Source organism: Zhongshania aliphaticivorans (assembly GCF_902705875.1).
Taxonomy (GTDB): Bacteria; Pseudomonadota; Gammaproteobacteria; order Pseudomonadales; family Spongiibacteraceae; genus Spongiibacter; species Spongiibacter aliphaticivorans_A.
Genome location: NZ_CACSIK010000001.1, coordinates 2246004 through 2269520, shown reverse-complemented (window position 1 = coordinate 2269520; position 23517 = coordinate 2246004). Strand labels below are relative to the sequence as shown.

General features: G+C 44.6%; 19 protein-coding genes. 18 read left to right on the top strand and 1 reads right to left on the bottom strand.

Translation table 11 applies throughout. The features are described 5' to 3' along the window. The first annotated feature begins 112 nt into the window (after positions 1-112). The 7 genes from AELLOGFF_RS10350 to AELLOGFF_RS10320 all read left to right on the top strand — a co-directional run bounded on the left by AELLOGFF_RS10350 (position 113) and on the right by AELLOGFF_RS10320 (position 10937). Positions 113-3154, top strand: coding sequence for a TonB-dependent receptor (locus AELLOGFF_RS10350; protein ID WP_159268669.1), 3042 nt, complete (start codon positions 113-115; stop codon positions 3152-3154). Between the two features lie 89 nt (positions 3155-3243). After that, positions 3244-5463, top strand: a complete 2220-nt coding sequence (locus AELLOGFF_RS10345; protein WP_235035657.1) for a polysaccharide lyase 6 family protein — start codon at positions 3244-3246, stop codon at positions 5461-5463. After that, positions 5456-7642 (top strand): alginate lyase family protein, encoded by a 2187-nt coding sequence (locus tag AELLOGFF_RS10340; protein WP_159268668.1) that lies wholly within the window; start codon positions 5456-5458, stop codon positions 7640-7642. The genes AELLOGFF_RS10345 and AELLOGFF_RS10340 overlap by 8 nt, the downstream gene beginning before the upstream one ends. After that, on the top strand, positions 7629-7805 hold the full coding sequence (locus tag AELLOGFF_RS10335) for a hypothetical protein (RefSeq protein ID WP_159268667.1): 177 nt from the start codon (positions 7629-7631) through the stop codon (positions 7803-7805). Before AELLOGFF_RS10340 ends, AELLOGFF_RS10335 begins: the two co-directional genes overlap by 14 nt. A 10-nt stretch (positions 7806-7815) precedes the next feature. Continuing rightward, positions 7816-9099, top strand: coding sequence for an MFS transporter (locus AELLOGFF_RS10330; RefSeq protein ID WP_159268666.1), 1284 nt, complete (start codon positions 7816-7818; stop codon positions 9097-9099). 126 nt (positions 9100-9225) lie between these two features. After that, positions 9226-9978 (top strand): SDR family NAD(P)-dependent oxidoreductase, encoded by a 753-nt coding sequence (locus AELLOGFF_RS10325; RefSeq protein ID WP_159268665.1) that lies wholly within the window; start codon positions 9226-9228, stop codon positions 9976-9978. A gap of 11 nt (positions 9979-9989) precedes the next feature. Further along, positions 9990-10937 (top strand): sugar kinase, encoded by a 948-nt coding sequence (locus AELLOGFF_RS10320; protein ID WP_159268664.1) that lies wholly within the window; start codon positions 9990-9992, stop codon positions 10935-10937. 130 nt (positions 10938-11067) lie between these two features. On the opposite strand, the gene AELLOGFF_RS10315 is transcribed toward AELLOGFF_RS10320, so the two are convergent. Further along, a complete protein-coding gene (locus tag AELLOGFF_RS10315; RefSeq protein ID WP_159268663.1) occupies positions 11068-11820 on the bottom strand; it encodes a FadR/GntR family transcriptional regulator in 753 nt (250 codons plus the stop codon). A 478-nt stretch (positions 11821-12298) separates the two neighbouring features. On the opposite strand from AELLOGFF_RS10315, the gene AELLOGFF_RS18125 reads away from it, so the two are divergent. The 11 genes from AELLOGFF_RS18125 (at position 12299) to AELLOGFF_RS10260 (ending at position 23495) form a co-directional block, all read left to right on the top strand. Continuing rightward, complete coding sequence (locus tag AELLOGFF_RS18125) at positions 12299-13783, top strand: flagellin (protein WP_159268662.1); 1485 nt, start codon at positions 12299-12301, stop codon at positions 13781-13783. A 140-nt stretch (positions 13784-13923) separates the two neighbouring features. Next, positions 13924-14421, top strand: coding sequence for a flagellar protein FlaG (locus AELLOGFF_RS10305; RefSeq protein ID WP_159268661.1), 498 nt, complete (start codon positions 13924-13926; stop codon positions 14419-14421). Between the two features lie 161 nt (positions 14422-14582). Continuing rightward, complete coding sequence (fliD, locus tag AELLOGFF_RS10300; RefSeq protein ID WP_159268660.1) at positions 14583-15980, top strand: flagellar filament capping protein FliD; 1398 nt, start codon at positions 14583-14585, stop codon at positions 15978-15980. Positions 15981-16084: 104 nt separating this feature from the next. Then, positions 16085-16522, top strand: a complete 438-nt coding sequence (fliS, locus tag AELLOGFF_RS10295) for a flagellar export chaperone FliS (RefSeq protein WP_159268659.1) — start codon at positions 16085-16087, stop codon at positions 16520-16522. 76 nt (positions 16523-16598) lie between these two features. Further along, positions 16599-16946, top strand: coding sequence for a flagellar protein FliT (gene fliT, locus AELLOGFF_RS10290; protein WP_159268658.1), 348 nt, complete (start codon positions 16599-16601; stop codon positions 16944-16946). 196 nt (positions 16947-17142) lie between these two features. Continuing rightward, on the top strand, positions 17143-18237 hold the full coding sequence (locus tag AELLOGFF_RS10285) for a sigma-54 interaction domain-containing protein (RefSeq protein ID WP_235035656.1): 1095 nt from the start codon (positions 17143-17145) through the stop codon (positions 18235-18237). Between the two features lie 458 nt (positions 18238-18695). After that, positions 18696-19691, top strand: coding sequence for a sigma-54 interaction domain-containing protein (locus AELLOGFF_RS10280; protein ID WP_159268657.1), 996 nt, complete (start codon positions 18696-18698; stop codon positions 19689-19691). An 11-nt stretch (positions 19692-19702) separates the two neighbouring features. After that, a complete protein-coding gene (gene fliE / locus AELLOGFF_RS10275; protein ID WP_159268656.1) occupies positions 19703-20050 on the top strand; it encodes a flagellar hook-basal body complex protein FliE in 348 nt (115 codons plus the stop codon). Positions 20051-20092: 42 nt separating this feature from the next. After that, entirely contained in the window at positions 20093-21727 is a 1635-nt protein-coding gene (gene fliF, locus AELLOGFF_RS10270; protein WP_159268655.1) for a flagellar basal-body MS-ring/collar protein FliF, read from the top strand. Then, positions 21714-22733 (top strand): flagellar motor switch protein FliG, encoded by a 1020-nt coding sequence (gene fliG, locus AELLOGFF_RS10265; protein ID WP_159268654.1) that lies wholly within the window; start codon positions 21714-21716, stop codon positions 22731-22733. The genes fliF and fliG overlap by 14 nt, the downstream gene beginning before the upstream one ends. A gap of 45 nt (positions 22734-22778) precedes the next feature. Beyond that, entirely contained in the window at positions 22779-23495 is a 717-nt protein-coding gene (locus tag AELLOGFF_RS10260) for a FliH/SctL family protein (RefSeq protein WP_159268653.1), read from the top strand. The last annotated feature ends 22 nt before the right edge of the window (positions 23496-23517 follow it).

Genomic DNA, 23517 nt, shown 5'->3' with positions numbered 1-23517 from the left:
TAAATAAATGATAATTCCTGGTTCTAATTTCGGTCAGATGGATTGGTTGACCTTAATATCTGACTTGAGTATAGTTCGGGCCAAAGAAAATCATAAAAGTGGAGCTTCACTCATGATAACTAGATCGATTGATCAAACATCTTCGTCGGCCGTTAATCAGCAAACCTTTTTTAAGCCTCGGCCTCTGGCGTTTTGGGTTAAAACCATTTTATATGCGGGAGTATCCAGCTCTTTAATGTCGGGCGTGACCCTTGCGCAAGAGTCGTCTTCGGCTCAGGCAATAGAAGAAGTGGTTGTGCTCGGTACCCGAAAAATCATTCAGGATCAGATTGGTATCAAGCGTGATGCTACGTCTATTGTTGAAGGTTTGTCAGCGTCAGAAATTGGCGCTTTGCCGGCCTTATCGATCGGTGAAGCCTTAGAATCTATAACCGGTGCAGCTTCACATCGTGAGAACGGTGGCGCAACCGAGATTTCAATTCGAGGCCTTGGGCCCTTTTTGAGCGCCACTACGTTTAATGGCCGTGGCGCAACCAATGGTTCAGGCGATCGCTCGGTGAATTTTTCGCAATTTCCGTCAGAGTTAATGAGTAAAATTGCAATACACAAAACCCAGGATGCCAGCATTATAGAAGGTGGTGTGGCTGGTGTTATTGCACTTGAAACGCTGCGCCCGCTAAACGCGAGTGACCGAGCATTTCAAATTGATGCCAAAATGAATTACAACCCCGATGAGGCAAATGTCGATAATTCACTTCAAGATGATTTCGGCTTTCGTGGTACCGCTAGTTATGTTGATCAATTCGAGTTTTCTAATGGCTCTGCCTTTGGTGTGTCGCTGGGTGTGCAGAGTAGTTCAATGTCACAATCAGAAGCTGAGTATCGCAGCTCAAGCCCTTCAGGTAGTTCACTGTGGGCGTGCTTAAACGACCCAAGTAATACCAATGAAGGTTTTTACCGTGAATCAGCGGGTGATTGTGAAGATCAAGTTGCTGGCTCTAGTAATCAGGGCTACAACACGGAAATCGATCCAAATACTGGCGAAGCCTACAGTAGCGGTACTCCTTATGCTTGGACTGGCAGTAGCCGCGGTTTTAGACAAAATGAAACCTCGGATGAGCGCGATTCATATTTCGCAGCCTTCCAGTTTCAGCCTAATGATGACTGGGATATCAATCTTGATATGCAGTTTTCTGAGCGTGTTCAGGCTGAAGAACGTCACGACTTAATCTTTGAGCAGAAGCGTGTAACACCGGGTGTTACTGGTTCTACCTTGGTCACCACCGAAAGTGGTGTTATTAAGCATTGGGAAGGGACTGTTCGACCTGATATACAGGGTGAAAGCTATAGCCGTGAAGAAGATTACAAGGGTGGGGGATTGAATATATCTCACCGTGTAACAGATCGTTTACGGGTTGATTTCGATGCGTCTTACTCTAAAACCAACCGTATTGAAGAGCAGATATCTGTTCGCAGTCAGGGTAGTCGAGTCCCTGTAACGTGGACGATGGGTTCAGAAATCCCCACTTTCACAGTGCAAGATTTTGACGTAACCGATCCGAATAACTTTATGGATGGCTATCGAGCACGTGTTGATCGTGAGAATGTTGCGGAAAATATTATTACTGCATTTCGATTGGATTTAGATTACGACCTTCAGAATGAATTCATTCCTACTATTCGTGGTGGTATTCGTTCGTCCAAGATGACCTATTTACGCTTGGGTGGCAATCAAGGTAATGGCTCTAGAACAGAGTATGGTGGCAGTGTTACGGGTGATACCCTAGTTGATGGCGAATCTATTATAGATGCTTGCGCTATCTCATTTCCTGAATCAGATTTCTTAAGTTCAGTTAGTGACGGCAACTTGATTACCAATGTCGATGCAAATGGCGATACCATTTCACAGGGTACTGGCAGTAGTTATGCGGCATTTGATAATAAGTGTATAGCGAATGCACTTGCCTCATTAGAGGGTGAAGCATTTGCGTACCCTGATGTCATTGAGCAAAGCGCAGGGACGATAGATGTTACTGAAGAAACCTTAGCGGCGTATATCATGGCAGATTACGAAGCCAGCTTTTTAGGGCGCCCCATACACGGTAACTTTGGTATAAGAATTGTTCAAACAGACGTGACATCTGTGGGTTATCGTGTTGCCTATGAAGTTGTTTCTGCTGATCCCAATACCAATGGTTTATTGCTACAAGAAATTGATGGCGATGTTGAGCGTATAAGTAGTGGTGGTAGCTATACCAAATATTTACCTAGTGTAAACTTTGTTTGGGAATACGATGAGACAGTTATTATGCGTGGCGGCCTGTTCCGTGGTATGTCTAGGGCAGATCCGGTTAACTTAGGATATAGCCGCTCATTTGATTCGGATGAAACTGGTACAGCTACGTCGGTATCGGACTTGGTTCAAGGTGCTAATGGGTCTGGTAACCCAGATACTCAACCACTAATGTCCTGGAATGCTGACTTTTCTCTTGAGTGGTACCCTAACGACGATACAATTTTGTCGGCAGGTATTTACTATAAGAAATTTGTGGGTGGCTATGAGCAGCAAACAGTGATCGAAAACTTTGTTGTTGGTGGCGAAACTGTTGCACTTCCAATCACAAATACCGTAACAACTGAAGATACCAGCGATATCTATGGCTTAGAGTTAACTGGTTCGTACCGTTGGAATACGGGTATTGGTGTGAAGGCAGGCTACAACTATTCCGATAGTAACTTTAAGTTTGAAGATAGCTTGTACGGTGACACATATACCACTGATGAGAATGGTGTGAAAACGCAGTTAACAGAGGGTATTATCGCGCCGGCAAATATTCCAGGCTTCTCGAAACATGTATTTTCTGGTCAGGTTTATTACCAGATTGGTGAATTTGACGTAGCAGCAATTTATAAGTATCGCAGCCAATATTTCCAGCCTTACACAAGTAATGGTACCCGTATTCGTTATGTAGATGATGCCGGTGTCTGGGAAGCTAGAGCGTCTTATAACGTGTCTGAAAACGTTAAAATTAAAATTGAAGCGATAAACCTGTTCAGCGAGCCTAAGACACAGTACTTCTTTACCGAAGATAACTTGGGCGAGGTTAATGATTACGGTCCACGTCTGTTCGCTGGTGTGACAGTGAAGTTTTAATGAGAAGAATACGGTGGCGGACAGAAAGTCCGCCATTTTTTTAATTTCTTTTTATTAAGTTAACTTTCATTGGGTGAGATATCGGTAATATGAGAAAAATAAAATTAGCGCTCTTGTTAATGTTTGTCCTTTCTTTTGTCACTGCTTGTTCAAAGAGTAATGGCGATATATTTGTTTCTGATGAAGCCGAGTTGGTTGATGCAATTGCGACGGTTAAAGCAGGCGAAACAATTATTCTGCGCAATGGTGTTTGGTCTGATGTGGAAATTCAGTTTGAAGCAAATGGAAGTGAAGGGAGGCCCGTAACATTACGAGCAGAAACGGCAGGTGAAGTAATTATAAGTGGACGCTCTAACCTCACTTTGTCCGGTGAGTATTTGTTAGTGAGCGATTTGGTGTTTAAAGATGGGCATTCGCCAACAGATGCCGTGATCAGCTTCCGGAAGGATTCTAAGCATTTAGCAAATCATTCCCGCGTTACTAATGTGGTGATTGATCGTTTTAACAAGCCCGACAGGTTTGACTCTGATAGTTGGGTTCTGATGTATGGTAGGGATAACCGTTTTGATCACAATCACCTAGTCGGTAAGATGAATAAAGGGGTGACGCTTGCTGTACGCTTAAATGATGAAGCGAGCCAGCAGAACCATCATCGTATTGACCATAATTATTTTGGGCCTAGGCCAGTTCTAGGATCGAATGGTGGTGAGACCCTGCGTATAGGAACTAGCCATTATTCATTAACAAACTCACATACCGTTGTTGAAAATAACCTGTTTGATCGTTGCAACGGAGAAGTAGAGATTATTTCCATAAAGTCAGGCAGTAATATCATCCGCGATAATCTTTTTTGGGAGTCAGCGGGGACACTTACTTTAAGACATGGCAATGGAAATCTAGTTGAAGGTAATGCCTTCATCGGTAATGGTAAGGCGCATACCGGGGGTATCCGAGTTATTAACGCTGACCATAAAGTGCGTAATAACTATCTAGAAAATTTGACTGGAACACGGTTTGGCGGTGGCTTTGTTATTATGAATGGTGTGCCAGACTCACCGATTAATCGCTACCACCCTGTCAAAAATGTTCTTATTGAGAATAACACGCTGGTGAATGTTGATCATATTCTACTGGCAGCTGGAGCGGATGAAGAACGTAGTCAACCGCCAGAAAACACGGCGATTAGTAATAACCTCTTTGTTGCAACACGTACAGGAACATTAGGCGTTACTGCCTTTGATGATATATCTGGTATTACATTTAACGATAATGGTTTAAGTGGGGCGGATGTTGAGTTTGACTTTAATGCGAGTCCTGTGGAAACAGTAAAAAGAAATAATCTATATTTTGATAAGAATGCAAAACTCGGAAGCTCAATAAAAGGGCTGCTTAATACTGACGAGGTGGGCGTTACCTGGTATGCCAAGGGCGATTTGCGAGCTAAGTTAGGGCAGGGCAAAGAAATACGTGTATCTCCAGGGAAGAATAGTATCGCTTTAGCTTTGGAGACCGCAGCCGGTGGCGATACCTTAGTGCTATCAGAGGGTGAATTTTCGGTTAATAGTGTACTGGAAATTGCCTCACCGATTAGCTTTGTAGGCGCGGGAAAAGGAAAAACTACCCTAAAGTATACTCGGAATGCACTTTTTGAACTTAAGGACGGCGCTAGCTTAGGTTTAAAGGGGATCGCAATTGATGGTTCTGAGAGTGACAATGTAGCGGGGGATACCCTTATTCGTACCAGCCGTTTGGGTATGCTGAATAATTATCGTTTGTTGCTTGATGATGTTCATGTCATGAATTTAGATGTAAATCATTCGTATAGTTTTTTAAAAGCTGAAAAATCGACTATGGCGGATGAAATACATATTAATAATAGTGAATTCAGTAATGTCAGTGGGGACTTATTAAAGCTAGACGCTGAAATTGATGATAAAGGTATTTTTAATGTGGATTATCTTCGTATTGAAAATTCATCATTTAAAAATGTTGCTGGACGAGTGGCCTCCATATATCGCGGTGGCACCGATGAAAGTACATTCGGCCCCCATGTGTCTTTACAAGCTAACCATTTTGACGATGTTGGTCGTAGTGAACTTAATGAGAGTAAGCTCGCCTTTGATCTTCATGGAGTACAGCTATTAACTGTTAAAGAGAACCATTTTGTGTCTAGTGGTGGCGTCAATGTAAGTGCCAGTGTTGGTGAGCCAGTTTATCAATTCTTTAATAATGCAATGGGTGGAAGTGAGTTGGCGGTTAGCTATAAGGACCGTGTAATTGATCCAAAGGAGTACTTGGCGGGTGAGTAAATTAGTTGGATTGATTTTTATAAGTTTTGTTGTTTTGTTGTCGGCGTGTTCTTCATCTGAGGCGACGGTGAGCATGTCATTATCGATAGAAGACGCAATGAACATTCGTAAAAAGTCGAATGAGCTTCCTTTGTTAGAAAAAAGTATTAATACAATGGAGGCTGAAGTTAATGCGTTAATGGCTCAAGAGATTGACGTGCCTGTACCGCGTGACGCTGGTGGTGGTTATACCCATGAGCGTCATAAAAAGAATGGCGCAGCAATATATCAAGCCGCTACGCTCTACCAAGTTACAGGTGATGAAAAGTACGCTGATTTTGCAACTGACCTGTTGTTAAAATATGCGCAGCTTTACCCGCAGCTGGGACCCCATCCACAACATAAGCATCAGGCAGCTGGAAAGTTGTTTTGGCAAATACTCAATGATGCCGTTTGGTTGGTCTATGTTATCCAAGGTTATGACCAGCTCCAGGCGGTTTTAACAGAAGATCAAAAATCGATTATAGAAACAAATCTGCTGCACCCCTACGTTAAATATTTATCAGTGGATTCAAGTGAGACCTTCAATAAAGTTCACAATCACGGTACTTGGGCTGCTGCAGCGGTAGGTATGACAGGTTTGGTGCTCGGCAATCAAGATTATGTGGACATTGCGTTAAAGGGTAGTGATAAAAGTGGTAATAGCGGATTTTTAAAACAGATTGATAGTTTGTTCTCTCCAGATGGTTATTACACCGAGGGTCCATATTATCAACGCTATGCGCTAATGCCCTTTGTGGTATTTGCAAGAGCGCTAGATCGCGTCCAGCCTCAATGGGAAATATTTAAGTACCGTGATGGCGTATTGCTTAAAGCGATTTATGCGTGCATTAATCTTAGCTACAACAACCGTTTCTTTCCGCTCAATGATGCCATTAAAGATAAAGGGCTAGATACTATTGAGCTAGTTCATGGTGTAGATATCGCCTATGCGCTAACCAAAGACCCGGGCTTACTCGCGATTGCTGAAAATCAAAATCAGGTGATCGTCAATGGTGACGGCCTGTTGGTTGCTCAAGGTATAGCGGCTAAGCAGAAAAAAGACTTTATTTTCAAAAGCATTTTATACCGTGATGGTGCTGCTGGTGATGAGGGTGGTGTTGCTGTACTGCGAAGCAATAATGCTGAGTCTGCACTCGTTGTGAAAGCAGCGGGGCAGGGCATGGGCCATGGCCATTTTGATCGGCTTGGTTTCCTTTATTACGATCATGGCACTGAAGTCATTTCAGATTACGGTGCAGCTAGGTATTTGAATGTCGTAACTAAGCGAGGTGGGATTTACCTTCCGGAAAATAAAACTTGGGCCAAGCAATCCATTGCTCACAATACCCTGGTGGTGGATGAACGTAGTCATTTTAACGGTAAATTGGCAAAGGCATCAGAGACAAGTGGGCAGGTTACTTTCTTTTCGGGTAAGTTAAATGCACTTACTGCAAGTGAAAAAAATGCTTATCCGGGTGTGACCTTTGAGAGAACAATGGGGCTTATACACACCACTCTGCTAGATAGCCCTTTGCTGATAGATATTATGAAGATTAATTCTTCTGAGAAGCATCAATACGATTTACCTTTTTACTATAACGGCCAATTAACCTTTATTTCAGGTAAGCCTGAAATAGCGATGAATCGCATGGAAACACTTGGTGAAGACAATGGCTATCAGCATTTATGGAACAAAGGGCAGCTTTCTGTAGACAACAGTACTACGCAGTTAACTTGGCTCAATGGCAATCGTTTTTATAGTTTAAATACTTTGCTGCCTAGTGATGGTGAAGTGATATTTGCTGAGCTTGGGGCCAATGATCCGGAGTTTAACTTGCGTCGTGAGAATGCACTAGTGCTTCGGCAGGCTGATCGTAGCGATGCGTACTTTGTGTCAGTGATAGAAAGTCATGGGGAATATAACGGCGTCAAGGAATACACCCTTCAACCTACAAGTAATGTAGCAAGTCTTTCTCATCAAATGGAACAGGACGCCTCACTATTGTTTGTTAACTTGGTTGGTGGTGGTCGTATCGTGATTGCCAAGGCTGATGAGGTAGATGCTTCGCTACAGCATACGCTTTCTGTCTCTGGAAAAACTTACGAGTGGCAAGGCCATTTAGCTGTATTTGAGGAAGCCACTAATGAGTCTGAATGAGAAACATAGTGGCTTTAGTCATGGCCTGTTGAAAAATTTGGGTGTTGATTGCGCTTATATTGCCAAGCTTGAAGTAAGCCATGACGGATATTTATCTTGTACCGATTTACTAAGCAATGGTTTCAGCCCGCTGGTTGATAACTATTTATCTAGCGATTATTGAGGGTCGTAATATGAAAGCAGTCAAAGGATTACGTTGGGCAATAGTCAGTATGGTGGCACTGGCAACAGTGGTTAACTATATCGACCGAAATGCACTTGCTGTCATGTGGCCCGGCATGTCGGAAGAAATGGGGCTTGGGAAGGAAGATTATGCGCTTGTCCTTAGCTTCTTTATGGTTTCATACGCGTTTGGTCAATCTTTGTTTGGAAAATTATTCGATGTGCTTGGCACTCGTTTTGGTTTTCTGTTGTCGATTGGTGTTTGGTCGATTTCGATTGCATTGCACTCTCTAGTTAATGGGGTTGCATCATTAGCTATTGTGCGATTTTTTCTTGGTTTAGGTGAAGCCGGAAACTGGCCAGGTGCTACTAAGGCAAACGCAGAGTGGTTCCCTGTAAATGAGCGAGCTTTAGCGCAGGGAATATTTAATTCTGGCGCATCAATTGGTGCCATTGTATCAGCCCCGCTTGTTGCAATTTTTTATGTATGGATTGGTTGGAAGGCTACATTTATTCTGATTGGTTTACTTGGCGTTGTCTGGATGGTGCCGTGGTACATCATTTATAAAGCCGGCCCCGATGCTCACCCTTGGATAACGCCAGAAGAGCGCGAGTACATATTGTCTGGCCAGCGCAAAGATATTGTCGATGTGGAAGTCGAAGTTGATAATGATTTCGCCCCCGGTTGGCTAGAAATGCTGCGTTATAAAGAAACCTGGTCTGTTATTCTTTCTCGCTTTTTTCTCGACCCTGTTTGGTGGTTATTTGTTTCTTGGTTGCCCATTTACCTTGCGGATCAGTTCGGCTTTGACGTAAAGCAAATTGGTATGTTCGCTTGGGTTCCCTATGTAGGCGCGGCGATAGGCAGTGTTTTTGGTGGCTGGTTGTCAGGTCGATTAATACGCCGTGGTTGGAGCGTCAACGCAGCGCGTAAAACTGCCATTGTGTTGGGAGCGGTAGTGATGCTGCCCTCATTGTTATTTACCGCTGTAGCCAGTACGCCATTAAGCGCCGTGCTCCTAATTGCGCTAATTCTGTTTGGTTTCCAAGTTGCCATTGGCAATATTCAAACGCTACCTAGTGATTTCTACTCTGGTAAATCGGTGGGTTCACTTGCCGGTTTGGGTGGCACTGCGGCTGTGCTAGGGGTGCTGATTACTATTTGGTTGGTCCCAGTGATGACGAAAGAATCGTATATCCCATTCTTTGTCATGGGGGCTGCATTGGTGCCAATGGCGATTATACCAGTGCTCTTTTTAGCTCGGAAAATAGGGCCTGTTCAGCAAAAGAAATAGAAATTTGCATTTGGTCAGACTAATTGGTTGACCATAATATCAGATGCAAGTATATTGAGTTATGGGTTGCTATCGTCGAGTGAATCGATAGCTGGATTGTTATCTTTATAAGAAAAGGTTAAGGATATGTCAGACAAATTAAATGGAAAGGTTGTTTTAGTTACCGGTGGTGGTCGTGATATCGGTGCTGCATGTGCCTTGGAAAGTGCTGCTGCTGGCGCAAAAGTTGTATTGACTTATATGTCGAGCGCAACCGGCGCTGAAGCTGTTTGTAGCGAAATTGAAGCTGCTGGTGGAGAGGCCTTGGCCCTGAAAGCAGATTTAACGAAAGCTGCTGATGTTGATGCGGTAATTGCTGCTGTGTCTGACCGTTTTGGTGCTTTAGATGTTGTGATGCATGTTTCTGGCGGTTTAGTAGCTCGCAAGACAATGGCTGAAATGGATGTTTCTTTTTGGCAGGAAGTAATGGACCTAAATGTCACTTCGCTCTTTATGGTGTGTAAAGCTGCACTCCCTATTATGCGTGACGGTGGAGCGATAGTGACCTTTGCTTCACAAGCAGGACGTGATGGCGGCGGCCCAGGTGCAGCGGCTTATGCAGCCTCTAAAGGTGCGGTAATGACTTTTACCCGTGGTTTGGCTAAAGAGCTGGGTCCACGTATTAGAGTTAATGCGATTTGCCCAGGTATGATCGATACTGGTTTTCATGACACTTTCACCAAGCCAGAAGTGCGTGAGAAAGTGGCAGGTGGTTCAGCGCTTAAGCGTGAAGGCGTTTCTGCTGAAGTGGGTAAATTAGCGGTTTATTTAGCATCAGACGATGCCTCTTATGTCACGGGTGCTAATGTTGATGTTAATGGCGGCACTTATTTCTCATAGGGTGTAGCTATATGGTAACGGCGTCAGTTGCGGTAATCGGTGAGTGTATGCTGGAGATGTCTTTGGCATCTGGTGGGCGAGCTTTAAGCTCGTCTACCTTACCCGCTAGCTTATCTTTTGGTGGGGATGTGCTTAACACGGCGGTATATTTGTCGCGTTTGGGTGTAGGTGTAGACTTTGTTACAGCTGTTGGTGACGATAAGTTAAGTGATTGGCTTATCGATCAATGGCAGCTAGAAGGTGTTGGCTGCCAATATGTATCGCAGTTTAGCAATAGCTCTCCAGGTTTATATTTAATTTCTACTGATGATAGTGGCGAACGCAGTTTTAGCTACTGGCGTGAATCCTCGCCTGCGCGAAAATTGTTTGATGATCCGCAGCGAGCCAGTGAGCTTTATCAGGCCTTAAGTCAATATCCGTGGCTTTACCTTACCGGTATCTCCTTGGCTATTATGTCCCCTGAGGCGCGAGAAAGTCTGTTTGGTTTTATCGATACTTATCGCGCAGCAGGTGGAAAGGTTGGCTTTGATAGCAATTACAGGCCTCGGCTTTGGTCTGACGTAACGCAAACTCGTGCTATTTTTTCGCAGATGTACAAGCGTTGTGATCTTGCATTATTAACCTTAGATGATGAAGAAGATCTATTTGGTGAGTGCACGGCAGATCAGCACATATCACGATTGTTGGCTGAAGGTATTGTTGAGCTAGTATTAAAGCAAGGGCCAGAGGGTTGTCTTGTCATTGTTGATGGAGAGGAGCTGGCTGTTCCTGCACAAAGTGTTAAACCAGTTGATACAACATCGGCGGGTGACTCCTTTAATGCAGGTTATCTTGGGCAGAGAATTAATGGCGGTAGCCCAGAGCAGGCGGCGAAATTTGCTCACAACTTAGCGGGCATTGTTATTCAACATCCAGGAGCGATAGTGGCCAAAGAGTTTACTGCGGGTCTTAACTGCTAGTAATTAAAATGTTTTTGGCGGTGATGACTTTACGCCGCTTTATGTAGGTAATGAATTTCCAGGGTTGGCCGCAATTTGCGGCCTTTTTTTGGTTTAAAACTTACTGCCTATTTAAAAAGCCTTTGAGGTTTTATTTATTTAGCAGGTGATTTAATGAAAATTGTTGCCGGCTTTTTAGCGCTTCTTTACGCGCTTCTTCTATGGCTTGCGCCTCGGTGACGTGGAGTAAAGCATCAATCAGCCTAACAAAATGTGCATGCATTGCTTTACGTGCGGCGGCAGCATCCCCAGCTTTTAGGGCGTCGTAAATAGCCTTGTGTTCTTGTAACCTGTCTTTGCCATCTAAATTACATACGCCTTCATAAGCGTTTTTAACGCGCGCTGAACTCTCGCGAATTTCCCACAAGTGCTTAATCGTCATCAGCAGGGCGGCGTTGTTTGTTGCCTGGGAAATAATCAAATGAAACTGACGGTCTGCTTCTTTAGACGCTAGGTCACCTTCGGCGTTTTCTTGCGCCATTAGGTCTAGGGACTTTTTAAGCTCTTTGAGTTGTTCGGTGGTGATCATGCTTGCTGCTATCGCCGCGGCTTCACCCTCGATGACTGCTCTCGCCTGAGTTAACTCAAAGGGGCCTATTGCTGATAGGTGAGAAGCAGAATTTTGTTCTGGGTCTTTAACATAGACACCAGATCCGGTTTTCACTTTTACTTTGCCCAGCACTTCAAGGGCGATGATGGCTTCGCGTATGGTTAAGCGGCTTACCTCAAAGCGGTCAGCTAGGTCTCGTTCAGGAGGGAGGCGGCTACCGGGAGGGTAGTCACCTGATCCAATAAGTATTTCAATTTCATCAACAACGTTTTGATAAAGGCGTCGTGCGCTCATCGGTGCTTCCTATCATTTTATTGCTTGGGCTTAAAGCCGCTGATCGCATTATCTGTCTGATCAATTCTACTGTACAAACAATACTTTGCCTATATATATGACTTATACAATGACGATAAATAGGCATATTTAGTTGCCTAAAATATAAAGTCACTTATTGAACGCAGCATTAGTAATAAAAGCATGAGCATTTGTCATAGTGATTGTAGAAGTGAGTCGCGTTTTAATGTTCAGGTGGCGCTTTAGTTATTANCTTTTGGGTCGATAAATACTGTAGCGAAGCAAGTGCTAATTAAAGGGAGCTCTTAGCTAGCTGGTGATTACGGAGAAAGATGCGTACATCTACTTAGTAAATAAATTTAAAGAATTTCATTGATGAACCGTTATATGGGGTGAAAGCAAATTACAGCCAATCAGGCTGGTGCTTAATCAAAGACATTTAGTCTTTATACCGCATAGAGTGGAAAGGAGATTTACCATGGCACTAAGCATCAATACCAATGTTGCATCATTAAATGCACAGCGGAATCTGCAAAAGTCGCAAGAAACTTTGAACACCTCACTGCAGCGCCTTTCTACTGGTCTGCGTATTAATAGCGCGAAAGATGATGCTGCAGGTTTGGCCATCTCCACCCGCTTCACCACCCAAATCAATGGTTTGAACCAAGCAGTACGAAATGCGAATGACGGTATTTCATTGGCGCAAACGGGTGAGTCTGCTCTAGATGAGATGACCAACAACCTTCAGCGTATTCGTGAGTTAGCGGTACAGTCAGCTAACGCGACTAACTCTGACTCTGACCGCAACGCACTTGACGCGGAAGTACAGCAACGTTTGTCTGAGATTGATCGTATTTCTTCACAAACTTCATTTAACGGCAGTAAGATCTTAGATGGTTCGACTGGTAATGCCCAGTTCCAGATTGGTGCCAATGTTGGTGAGACAATTACTCTAGACCTGTCTTCTAGCACGCGTCTTGATTCAGTGGGCGCTACGGCAACAGCGACCTCAGTAAGTTTGGCTGGCAGCGATGAAGTTCCAGCTACTTCAGGCTCAGGTGTGTTTGATGCCACCTCGCTACTGGCAGACTTTAGTTCAGAAACTGTTAGCTTTGATGTAAGTGATGGTACAACTACAACGGCTGTTACTTTAGCTGCAGATTACTCCGGTGCAGGTGGTATCGACGACCTTGTGACTGATTTAGGCACCGCACTTGGCGCTGACTTCGCAGTTACTAATGATGGTGACGACATTACTATCACCAGTGCATTGACTGGAGCTGGCACAGAAGTTTCGGTTGCCAGCTTTGATGCCGATGCAGATGGTAATACGACTGACTCTGCTGTGACAGCATTTCCAGCGGTTACAGGCACTGATGGTGAAGACCTAGTCGCTGCTGTAGCAGGTGGTTTGACTGTTGATGGAGACTTTAGCATTGCAGTTGGTGATGCTGACGCGGTGGCGGTTGCCGATGGTACCTATGCATCTACTGAAGAGTTGGTAGTGGCGATTAACACTGCGCTTGGAAGCAATGGAACCGCCGAAGCAAACGATGACGGTACATTTACCATCACTTCAAATGAGGCTGTCACCTTCACAGGTACTGCGGCTACAACAACAGCGGGACTGACTGACGCGGCTCTGACAGGTAGCTTGTCTGGTAGTAGCGTACTGACGGTAGCTGATTCAAACGACATGATTCGTCGAATCGATGCCGCACTGACCACAGTAAGTGATCGTCGCAGTGACTTTGGTGCGGTTCAAAACCGCTTCGAGTCTACTATTACTAACTTACAAACCATCTCTGAAAACTTGTCTGCATCACGCGGTCGTATTCTTGACGCTGATTTTGCATCAGAAACGGCAAACCTGACTAAAGCGCAGATCTTGCAGCAAGCTGGTACCGCCATCCTTGCTCAGGCTAATTCGCTTCCTCAGGCCGCCTTAAGTCTACTGCAGTAAGCGTAAACCCAAAATATCCCGCGCCTATTGGCGTGGGATATTTTGGCCCAGAATGGGAGTGAAAGGGAAAGATTTAAGGGGCTATTGGGCTCTGTTTGTGTTTTCTGAATAGCTGTTTGAAAGGGTGAAAGGTTAAGATTATGGACACCAATTTAAGTATACAAACTAGCGCAACAGGCTCTGTTTCGTCGTTGGCAAGTGTAGGGAAGATCTCTCAAGGTGTGGGCGTAGCTAGCGCTATTGTTTCGGGTTCCTCGAAGGGCAATCTTCTGCCTCAAAGTACCGAATCAGGCAACAATTTACCGCTTACAGCCAAGCAAGATGGGTCGGCTGTTAGTTTATCCAGTGATTCCCCTGGTGGTGAATTGAGTCGTATGGCGATGGCGTTGGTAACCGAGTTAGGCTCTTCAGAGAATATCGAACGTACTGAGCAAGCTGTAGCAAAACTTAATGAAATTTTGAAAGACCGCGAACGCGACCTAGAGTTTTCGGTAGATCAAGATACCGGCCGCACCATACTCAAGGTTATCCATGCTGAATCTGGTGAGGTGATAAGGCAGCTTCCACCAGAGGAACTGCTTAATATTGCAAAAGCATTTATTGAGGGAACGGGTAGTCTGATCGATGACCAGGCATGATTGGCTTAATACCTGCATTGTATATTTGAGAAAGTGATAGTGTTGTGAGTTTCACTTCAATTTAGCGACACTTTAGTAGTGTTAGTAAGTATATATTGGTATGGCCATACAGAAATATCAATTCATAATGTACTGTTGAACGTAGCGGCTGGGAGATTAATATGGCATCTGTTACCGTGTCGGGTATCGGTTCTGGGCTTGATATTAGTAGTATCGTCTCGCAGCTTGTCGAGGCGGAGCGCAGTCCCACTGAGACACGTTTAAACTCTAAAGAATCGCTCATTCAAGCAAGGCTATCTGCCTATGGCTCACTTAAATCTGCGTTAACTAACTTTCAGAGCAGTCTTAGTACCCTTAAAGATGCTGAAACGTTTACAAAAAATAATGCCGTTGTCTCTGACTCTAGTGTTTTTACTGCGAGCGTCACTGATGAGGCATCTGTAGGTAGCTATTCGGTGCAAGTAGAGCAGTTAGCGACCAACCACAAGATTGCCTCACAAGCCTACACAGACAGCGATACTAGCGTGGGAAGTGGTGAATTAGATATCAGTGTAAACGGTGAATCCTTCTCAATAACGGTTGCTGAAGGTGAAGATTCACTGACACAAATTCGAGATGCGATTAATTCTGCAGAAGATAATACTGGTGTTAGCGCTTCAATTGTCAATGATCAAGATGGCGCTCACCTCGTTTTTTCTGCTACCAAATCAGGTGTAGATAATGCCATTAACATCAGTGCTGTAAATGGCGGTAGCGGTGATTTAAGTCAATTAAATTTTGATGCATCACTAGAAACACAGCTTAGTAGCATGGTTGAAAAGACTACCGCGGTGGACACTATTGTTATTATTGATGGTTTCACCCAGACCAGTTCCGACAACACAATTAGCGATATGATTGAGGGTGTGACATTTAATGTACTTGAAGCCTCACCTGGTGATGAATTTAGTTTAAATGTTAGCCAAGATAAGGATGTTGTCGAATCAGCGGTTGAAAATTTTGTCACAAACTACAATACATTGATGACAACGATCAATGACCTCACAGCCTATGATGCAGAAACAAACACTGCAGGTTTATTGCAAGGCGACTCTACGGTGCGTAGTGTCGCCAATCAATTACGGCAAGAGATGGGAACCATTGTGGGTGATCTGGATAGCGAGTTAGATTCGCTGTCAGAGATTGGTATTACAACGGGAGATGCAGGCAAACTTGAGCTTGATGAAAGCACGCTTAGCGACATTATTAGTTCAGACTTTAGCAGCTTAAGTGGGATATTTTCTAGCGATAATGGTTATGCTACTCGATTAGATAGCCTGATCGAAGATATTACCGCGAGTGATGGTATTTTAGAAAATCGTACCACTGGTCTGTCATCACAGGTCGATACTATCACCTCTCAGCGCGAAGCATTAGATTTGCGAATAGAGGTGATAGAGGCGAGATATCAAGCTCAATTTAGCGCGTTAGATAGTTTGTTAAGCCAGCTAACCACCACGGGTGATTTTCTTACTGAACAATTGGCTAATCTACCTGGATCGGTTTACTCAAGCTCGTAAGTGAAAGTATTAAATACGTATAAATACGGCAATAAAACGCTAAAGAAAACCACTGAAAAGTCGTCAATTAGGATAAGCAACGGGGCTTATCAAGAGGAAAGAATATGAGCTATTCAGCAGGTAGAGCGACTCAGGCGTATGCATCGGTAGGCGCTCAATCTCAAGTGTCGGCAGCGAGTCCGCATCGCTTGATTCAACTTTTAATGGATGGAGCACTTGCTCGCTTAGCCATAGCAAAGGGGCATATGCAACGCCGTGAAGTTCCTCAGAAAGTAACAGCAGTTAATCGTACTATGTCGATTATAGATGGTTTGCGGATGAGCTTGGACCATAGTATTGATTCTAGCATGAGTGACAATCTTGAGAATTTGTACGACTACATGAATCGTCGTCTTTTACTCGCCAATATTAACAATGATATAGGCGGTTTAGATGAAGTATCGTCCCTGTTGCGAGAATTAAAGGAAGCATGGGATGCTATACCAAGTGGGCTTCAGGGCGCTGATTCAAATAGTGAGAGCTTAACCGCCGTCACGATGTAGTAACACTCTTTTTATGTTGTTTGTTGTCCCGCTTGTGACACGCAGGTCATATGCGGGGCAATTTTAAAGGTGAATAATGAACAAGATTGAAAATATAGCTACAGAACTTAGTGAAAGACAGCAGAGTCTGCAGGCATTGATGTCGCTAACTGTACATATTAGAGAGCTTGCAGAGAGTAATGATTGGGTGGCAGCCCTTGAAGAACAGCGTCGGCGCAGGATCATGATGGATGATTTCTTTGCTATGCCGTGTACACCTATGGAGAGTGGTAACGTAGCTAGTGTTATTGAAGGTATTCTTGCTATTGATCAAGAAGTTAGCGATATGCTTTACCGGCAACGGGGCACGATGAGGCAAGAAGCAAACCAATCACGCAAGAACATTCGCAATGTAGATCGTTATTTAAGCAATAGCCCAGCTTAATCCGTTTTTCTTTTTGGATTAAATTGGGACCTTGGTCCTAACCTAGGACATTCACGTATTCACCCCCTCCGTAAAGTCTTGCATTATAGGTCAACAGGCAGTGCAATTAGTCAATTGCATGTGATGGGACTTATCTTGCGACAGGCAATCAATTTCGCATGATAGGTGCTACTTACATAGAGTGAGAGACCTTTCAATGCAACAGAATAAAAAAATGATCCAACAGGGTTACAATACAGTTGCTAAAAAGACAATGGAGTCACCCGTAATGCGCGAACTTGATGAATTGATTTCTCAGGTATCCACATTCGACACCTTGGTCCTTATTCGCGGTGAGTCTGGTAGCGGTAAAGAAGTGGTCGCAAGACGTATTCATGAAGCTTCACCCCGTGCAGGTAAGGCATTTGTTCCCGTTAATTGTGGAGCGATCCCCGCAGACTTATTAGAAAGTGAGTTATTTGGACATGAAAAAGGCGCGTTCACTGGCGCTGTAGCCACTCGTCAAGGACGGTTTGAGCTTGCTGAAGGCGGAACCCTATTTCTTGATGAAATTGGTGATATGAGCCTGCCAATGCAGGTGAAACTACTCAGAGTATTGCAAGAACGTTGTTTTGAGCGTGTGGGTAGCAATGAAACCAAGCACTGTAATGTCAGAATTTTGGCTGCAACTCATCGAAATTTAGAAGATATGGTCGCAGAAGGGACTTTTCGACAAGACTTATTTTACCGCTTAGATGTTTTCCCTATCGAAGTGCCTGCGCTTAGAGAGCACACCGAAGATGTTGCCGCGTTAATGTCGATTTTTATGGAAAAGCTTGAGGCGAAAGGAATGCGCACACCAAGATTTTCTACAAGTGCAATGAGAGCGCTTAAAGTCTATGGTTGGCCTGGAAATATTCGCGAATTAGAAAATTTAATGGAACGGTTGTCGATCACCCACCCGGGTAAATTGATTGGCATGAATGACCTACCTAAGCAGTTTCGTACTTTGGGTATGGTTGAATTAAAGGTTAATGACGAACGAGCAGATCAAGATGCTTTGATGACATCGTTATTGGCTCGCCCGAGTGAAGATGATTTCGATGTTGCTTTAGAGGTCTCACCCGCCAATGTCAAGCCACCATTGCCGGTAGAGGGAATTGACCTGAAGTCTTACTTACAAGATATTGAACAGTGGTTTATTTCTGAAGCGCTACGTAAGGAAGATGGTGTTGTCACTCGTGCTGCTCAATTACTTGGCTTACAACGCACTACTTTAGCCGAAAAAATGAAAAAATTAGGTGTGCTATAACTTCATAAGGAAATGACTGTTTTTCAACACTGAAACTCTTGTATAGTCACTAACTTCTAGTTAGTTTCTCTTTCAAAACCTCTCTCCAAAATTATCTTATCTGTTCTTTTTAGCTTCTACCTAGTGACGGTATAGCAACGACTTATCCGTTGTTTATAGGTGCCAAAAAACCTTCGCCAAAAAACCGTCTATCTACCCTTATTTTTTATTAACTCATTGAAATACAATGTATTTTTGTGATGGCACAAGGATTGCTTTACAGTCTGTATACAACTGAAGTGAGCCTATAGCGATGGTTAGCGTAAACAGCAAAAATAATGTGGATAGCAAAAAAAGCAATGTAATAGAAATGCATTGCTTTGAGCTTTTTCATAAAGAGATAGCATACGCTAGTCAGCGTTTACATAAGGAGCTATCTATCGCAAAAGGCCTTGCTTCAGTTAATGGAGGCCGAGCCAATGTCTAATCTAATTGTGGCAGACAGAGCATCGAAAGCAGTAAAAGATTTGGCTGATCGTGTTGCTAAAACCGATGCAACAGTATTGATCAGCGGGCAAAGTGGTGCAGGTAAAGAAGTCTATGCTCGATATATCCACTGTCAATCTCGACGTGCGGAAGCGCCATTTATTGCTTTAAATTGTGCCGCGATTCCAGAAAATATGTTGGAAGCGATGCTATTTGGTTATGAAAAAGGCGCATTCACCGGCGCGATAAATAGCCACACAGGGAAGTTTGAACAAGCTCAGGGCGGAACCTTGTTATTGGATGAAATTTCCGAGATGGATCTTGGCCTGCAAAGTAAATTACTGCGTGTGTTGCAAGAGCGGGAACTGGAGCGTTTGGGGAGCCGAAATACCCTTCAGTTAGATGTCCGGGTAATTGCAACAAGCAACCGTGATGTGCGGGCTGCGGTTAGAGAGGGTGATTTCCGGGAAGATTTATTCTATCGACTTAATGTTTTTCCTTTGCTCGTACCTAGCTTGGCTGAACGACGCGGTGATATTTTGCCGTTAGCTCACTATTTTTTGAGTCAGGACAGCAGCGTAACGGATCCTAGCATCATGTTAAGTGATGAAGCGCTACAAAAGCTCAAGAGTTATTCATGGCCGGGCAATGTACGGGAGTTGGATAACGTCATTCAGCGAGCGTTGATACTTCGCCAGCAAGAGATCATTACCGAGTGGGATATCCAGTTTGAAACAGGCCTTAGCTTTATCAGCGATATTAACCCACGTAATGAAATTGTCACGCCAGCACTTAATGAGCTTGAGCAACAAGCCGATGACAACGGGATTTTGGGTGGCTTTATGAGGGATCAAGAGCGTCGCGTGATAAGTGACGCATTAAGGATGGGGCGATCGAAGAAAGAGGCTGCTGAAATATTAGGTATTAGCCCTCGCACTTTACGTTACAAGCTTGCGCGTCTGCGTGAACAAAGCTACATCGCCAACTGAGGGTTAGCACTATGTCTGATATGAAAGTAGACCAGATTCTCACACAGATACGCTCTCTACGTGATCAAACGGGAATAAATCGCACGGAAGCAGACCCCAGTCAACTGGGAGCCATTAATGTTGGTGCTACGCCAAAAGTCGATTTTGGTTCTATGCTTAAGCAATCTATTGATGCGGTTAATGAGACGCAAAAGAACGCTAGCGCGCTAACGGCTTCGTTTGAGCGGGGCGACCAGGATGTCAGCTTGACGCAAGTCATGGTTAACATGCAAAAGTCAGAAGTGAGTTTTAAGGCCATGGTTGAGGTGCGCAATAAGTTTGTAGATGCTTATCAAGAAGTGATGAGGATGTCGATGTAATGGCAACAATTAGCAGCGTAGTAGCGGCAGTGGAGATTCATCATGGCTGAGACCAATGTAAGCCCTTCTGCCAATTTATTGGCGCAGCTGGCGGGTAATGATGTTCTTCGTCAGTTATTAATTTTAGTCGGCATTGCTGCCAGTGTCGCAGTCGGTGTGGCTGCGGTGATGTGGACTCAAGGCAGTGATTACCGAACCCTCTATGCCAATGTGGAGCCTCAGCGGGCAGCTGGTGTGGTTGATGCCCTTAACGCTGCGGGAATTCCTTATAAGATTCAGGACAGTACTGGCTCTATTATGGTACCTACCAAGCAGCTTCACGACGCCAGAATTAAGCTTGCTGGTCAGGGGGTAATGCGTGATGGCTCTGGTATGGCAATGCTAGAACAGGAGCAAGGATTTGGTGTTAGTGAATTTATGCAGTCCAAAAAGTTTCACTACGCCTTGGAGCAAGAGTTAGGTAGCACCATAGAGAGTATGCATCAGGTTAGAAAGGCCCGTGTGCATTTGGCCATTCCAAAACAATCTGTGTTTGTGCGTGATCGTAAACCAGCGAGCGCATCCATAATGTTGGATGTTTTTCCAGGCAGCATTATTGATAAGCAAAATGTGGGTGCCATAGTGAATTTGGTGGCCTCTAGTATTAGCGGTTTATCGCCTGAACAGGTCACCGTCGTGGATCAGCAGGGTCAACAGTTGTCCTACCAAGGCGATCAGGATGATTTAGGTCTAAGCTCTAGACAGTTCACTTATCGCCAACGTATAGAAGATGCCTACCAAGAGAGTATTGAGGAATTATTGGGACCACTTGCTGACGCGGGGCAGGTACGGGTTAAAGTCGCTGCAGATATTGATTTCTCAAGTGCTGAAGAAAGTCGAGAAAGCTGGACGCCGACGAGTAAGGTGATTCGCAGTGAGCAAATTAACGAGCAAATTCGTGGTGATGTGAATGCCAATGCCACAGGTATTCCTGGTGCGCTAAGTAACCAGCCACCCGGCAATGGCGGGGTTAGAGAAGAGACAACGGCCGATGCTGGAAACCGCTCTATTGTAAGAAATTATGAGATTGAGCGGATATTAAATCATTCCTCTACACCAACCGGCATGGTTAGACGCCTTTCTGTGGCGGTTGTGGTGGCAAATCATCAACGGGCTGATGATGAGGGCAATGTGAGTAGCGTCGAGGTGTCGCCTGCTGAACTTGAAAAGCTAAATTTACTGGTGCGTGATGCGATTGGCTTTGATGCCAATCGCGGTGACCGCGTAACGGTGGTATCAGCAGACTTTAGACCAGTAGAAAGTGCGGAATTTGACACCGCCGAACCGGGATTTTGGGAACTTCCCTGGTTTGCTAATTTGGTTAAGCAGTCACTGGTGGGTATTGGTGTGTTGTTTATTGTCTTTGCCATTCTACGGCCAGGAATGCGAACCTTGATGCAGGCGCAAATAACTAACGCTAGCCATGCGGGGCAGCAGGCTATCGCTGATGGCAGCGAAGATGGTGTGAGTGGTGAAGTACTACATCCTGCAATTGCTGCGCTAGGTGCGCCGCCCATTGCAGGGCGTATGGGTTTTGAGGACAAAATGACCGAGGTGCGCTCTGTTGTTGATGAAAATCCGCAGCGGGTTGCTCAAGTAATGAAAAAATGGGTGGCAGAAGAAAATGGCAAATCCTGAGGCGGCAATGAGTTCTGGTGGCAACGGCAGTGAAAAGGCAGCGTTGTTCTTATTGATGTTAGGTGAGGAGCAGGCGTCTAAAGTACTTAAATTTGTTGAGCCTTATGAGGTTGAACGTATTGGTACGGCAATGGCTTCAATTCGCAGTGTAGATAACAGTTTGGCAGAGGCGGTTGTTGATGACTTTAGGTCTGCCTTACACCAAGAAACCTCATTAGGTGTGGGGGTTCAGGGCTATGTAAGAAAGTTATTTACATCAACTTTGGGTGATCAAAAGGGCAGTACTTTAGCTGATCGAGTTTTAGGTGATGAAGAATCACAGGAAATGAGCTCTTTGCGCTGGTTGGAGCCCGAGGCGTTGCTGCATATGCTTCAGGATGAGCATCCGCAGATAATTGCCATTACGATGGCCCATATGGATCAAGCACAGGCCGTGGCAGTGCTTAAGCAAATGCCAGCCAATTTACAAGACGATATTGTCATGCGCATTGCGAATATGAAAACGATCCCGCAGTCGGCCATGAGGCAATTACAGTCTGTATTAAAGAAAAAGCTCTCGGTTACCGCTACGTTTAAGAATAGAAAAATTGATGGTGCAATGACCGTAGCCGGCATTATGAATGGCCTAGACCCAGATGCCGAAGAGCGCATTTTGGAGGCGGTGGCAAAAGAAAACCAAACGTTATCAGAGCGTATTCAAGACTTAATGTTCGTCTTTGGAAATCTTATTAGCATTCCCGATAAAGGCATTCAGTTACTGCTGAGAGAGGTGAGTTCTGACGTACTACCGGTGGCGTTAAAAGGGGCTGATGAGGCAGTGCGTGAAAAGCTTCTAGGCAATATGTCTAAGCGCGCTAGAGAAATGTTGGTAGAAGATATGGAATCACGTGGACCAATGAAGCTCAGTGACGTTGAAGCAGCCCAAAAAGATATTCTCGCCATTGCAAGGAAATTGGCAGATGCAGGTCAGATAGATTTGGGCCGCGGTGGCGACGACTACGTTTAATCGGTGGTCAATAAAATCAGCTTGCTTTCATCTTAAGGAGTCGTCATGGCGGATATATTCCAAGTCTTTAGTCCTCGTATCATTGGCGAAGATGTGGCTGTGGATGAGCCTGATCTGAATGAACCAATAACGCCCAATAGCCAATATCAAAATTGGGTTCCTCCAAAAATGACAGGGCCGGTCGTTGAACCCTCAGTGGCTAAGAATGATGGGCCTTCAGCAAACGATATCGCCAAAGAATTGGATGCACTTCGTGAAGAAGCCAAGAAGCAGGGGTTCCAGCAAGGATTGGCAGAGGGGCAGGCGGAGGCGAAAGGTATTCTCGCCGAGCAAAGTCAGCAGCTTCAACTGGCAATTGCTGCGTTGCGAGAATCACAAAAATATGTAGATGCAGAGCTAGAGCGTGAACTTCTAAAAATGACGATGGTGTTGGCGAGCCAATTACTGCGGCATGAAATCAGTGTTAAGCCGGAAATAATTGAGAATCTTGTCCATCAGGCGATAGAGGCCCTGCCGGTTAGTAATGGTGATCTAAGCATTTGGCTTAATCCAGCAGATGCCGATGTTCTTCGGCAAGTCGCTGAAGATCGTGGCGAAGCAATTGATTCATCATGGATTCTGCAGGAAGACGCCACAATCAGCCGAGGCGGTTGCCGTATTAGCAATGAGTATTCACGCATCGATGAAGAGCTCGAAACCCGCTTACAACGTATTACCGCAGACATAGTCGGGGCGCAGGAGTTTCCGCCAATAGATGGCTGATGAGCTTGTTAGCCAACGGTTT

Bases quoted from the DNA above. Each gene is read 5' to 3' on its own strand.
- AELLOGFF_RS10350 (WP_159268669.1), top strand. From the start codon at position 113: ATGATAACTAGATCGATTGATCAAACATCTTCGTCGGCCGTTAATCAG.
- AELLOGFF_RS10345 (WP_235035657.1), top strand. From the start codon at position 3,244: ATGAGAAAAATAAAATTAGCGCTCTTGTTAATGTTTGTCCTTTCTTTT.
- AELLOGFF_RS10335 (WP_159268667.1), top strand. From the start codon at position 7,629: ATGAGTCTGAATGAGAAACATAGTGGCTTTAGTCATGGCCTGTTGAAA.
- AELLOGFF_RS10330 (WP_159268666.1), top strand. From the start codon at position 7,816: ATGAAAGCAGTCAAAGGATTACGTTGGGCAATAGTCAGTATGGTGGCA.
- AELLOGFF_RS10325 (WP_159268665.1), top strand. From the start codon at position 9,226: ATGTCAGACAAATTAAATGGAAAGGTTGTTTTAGTTACCGGTGGTGGT.
- AELLOGFF_RS10320 (WP_159268664.1), top strand. From the start codon at position 9,990: ATGGTAACGGCGTCAGTTGCGGTAATCGGTGAGTGTATGCTGGAGATG.
- AELLOGFF_RS10315 (WP_159268663.1), bottom strand. From the start codon at position 11,820: ATGAGCGCACGACGCCTTTATCAAAACGTTGTTGATGAAATTGAAATA.
- AELLOGFF_RS18125 (WP_159268662.1), top strand. From the start codon at position 12,299: ATGGCACTAAGCATCAATACCAATGTTGCATCATTAAATGCACAGCGG.
- AELLOGFF_RS10305 (WP_159268661.1), top strand. From the start codon at position 13,924: ATGGACACCAATTTAAGTATACAAACTAGCGCAACAGGCTCTGTTTCG.
- fliD (WP_159268660.1), top strand. From the start codon at position 14,583: ATGGCATCTGTTACCGTGTCGGGTATCGGTTCTGGGCTTGATATTAGT.
- fliS (WP_159268659.1), top strand. From the start codon at position 16,085: ATGAGCTATTCAGCAGGTAGAGCGACTCAGGCGTATGCATCGGTAGGC.
- fliT (WP_159268658.1), top strand. From the start codon at position 16,599: ATGAACAAGATTGAAAATATAGCTACAGAACTTAGTGAAAGACAGCAG.
- AELLOGFF_RS10285 (WP_235035656.1), top strand. From the start codon at position 17,143: ATGCAACAGAATAAAAAAATGATCCAACAGGGTTACAATACAGTTGCT.
- AELLOGFF_RS10280 (WP_159268657.1), top strand. From the start codon at position 18,696: ATGTCTAATCTAATTGTGGCAGACAGAGCATCGAAAGCAGTAAAAGAT.
- fliE (WP_159268656.1), top strand. From the start codon at position 19,703: ATGTCTGATATGAAAGTAGACCAGATTCTCACACAGATACGCTCTCTA.
- fliF (WP_159268655.1), top strand. From the start codon at position 20,093: ATGGCTGAGACCAATGTAAGCCCTTCTGCCAATTTATTGGCGCAGCTG.
- fliG (WP_159268654.1), top strand. From the start codon at position 21,714: ATGGCAAATCCTGAGGCGGCAATGAGTTCTGGTGGCAACGGCAGTGAA.
- AELLOGFF_RS10260 (WP_159268653.1), top strand. From the start codon at position 22,779: ATGGCGGATATATTCCAAGTCTTTAGTCCTCGTATCATTGGCGAAGAT.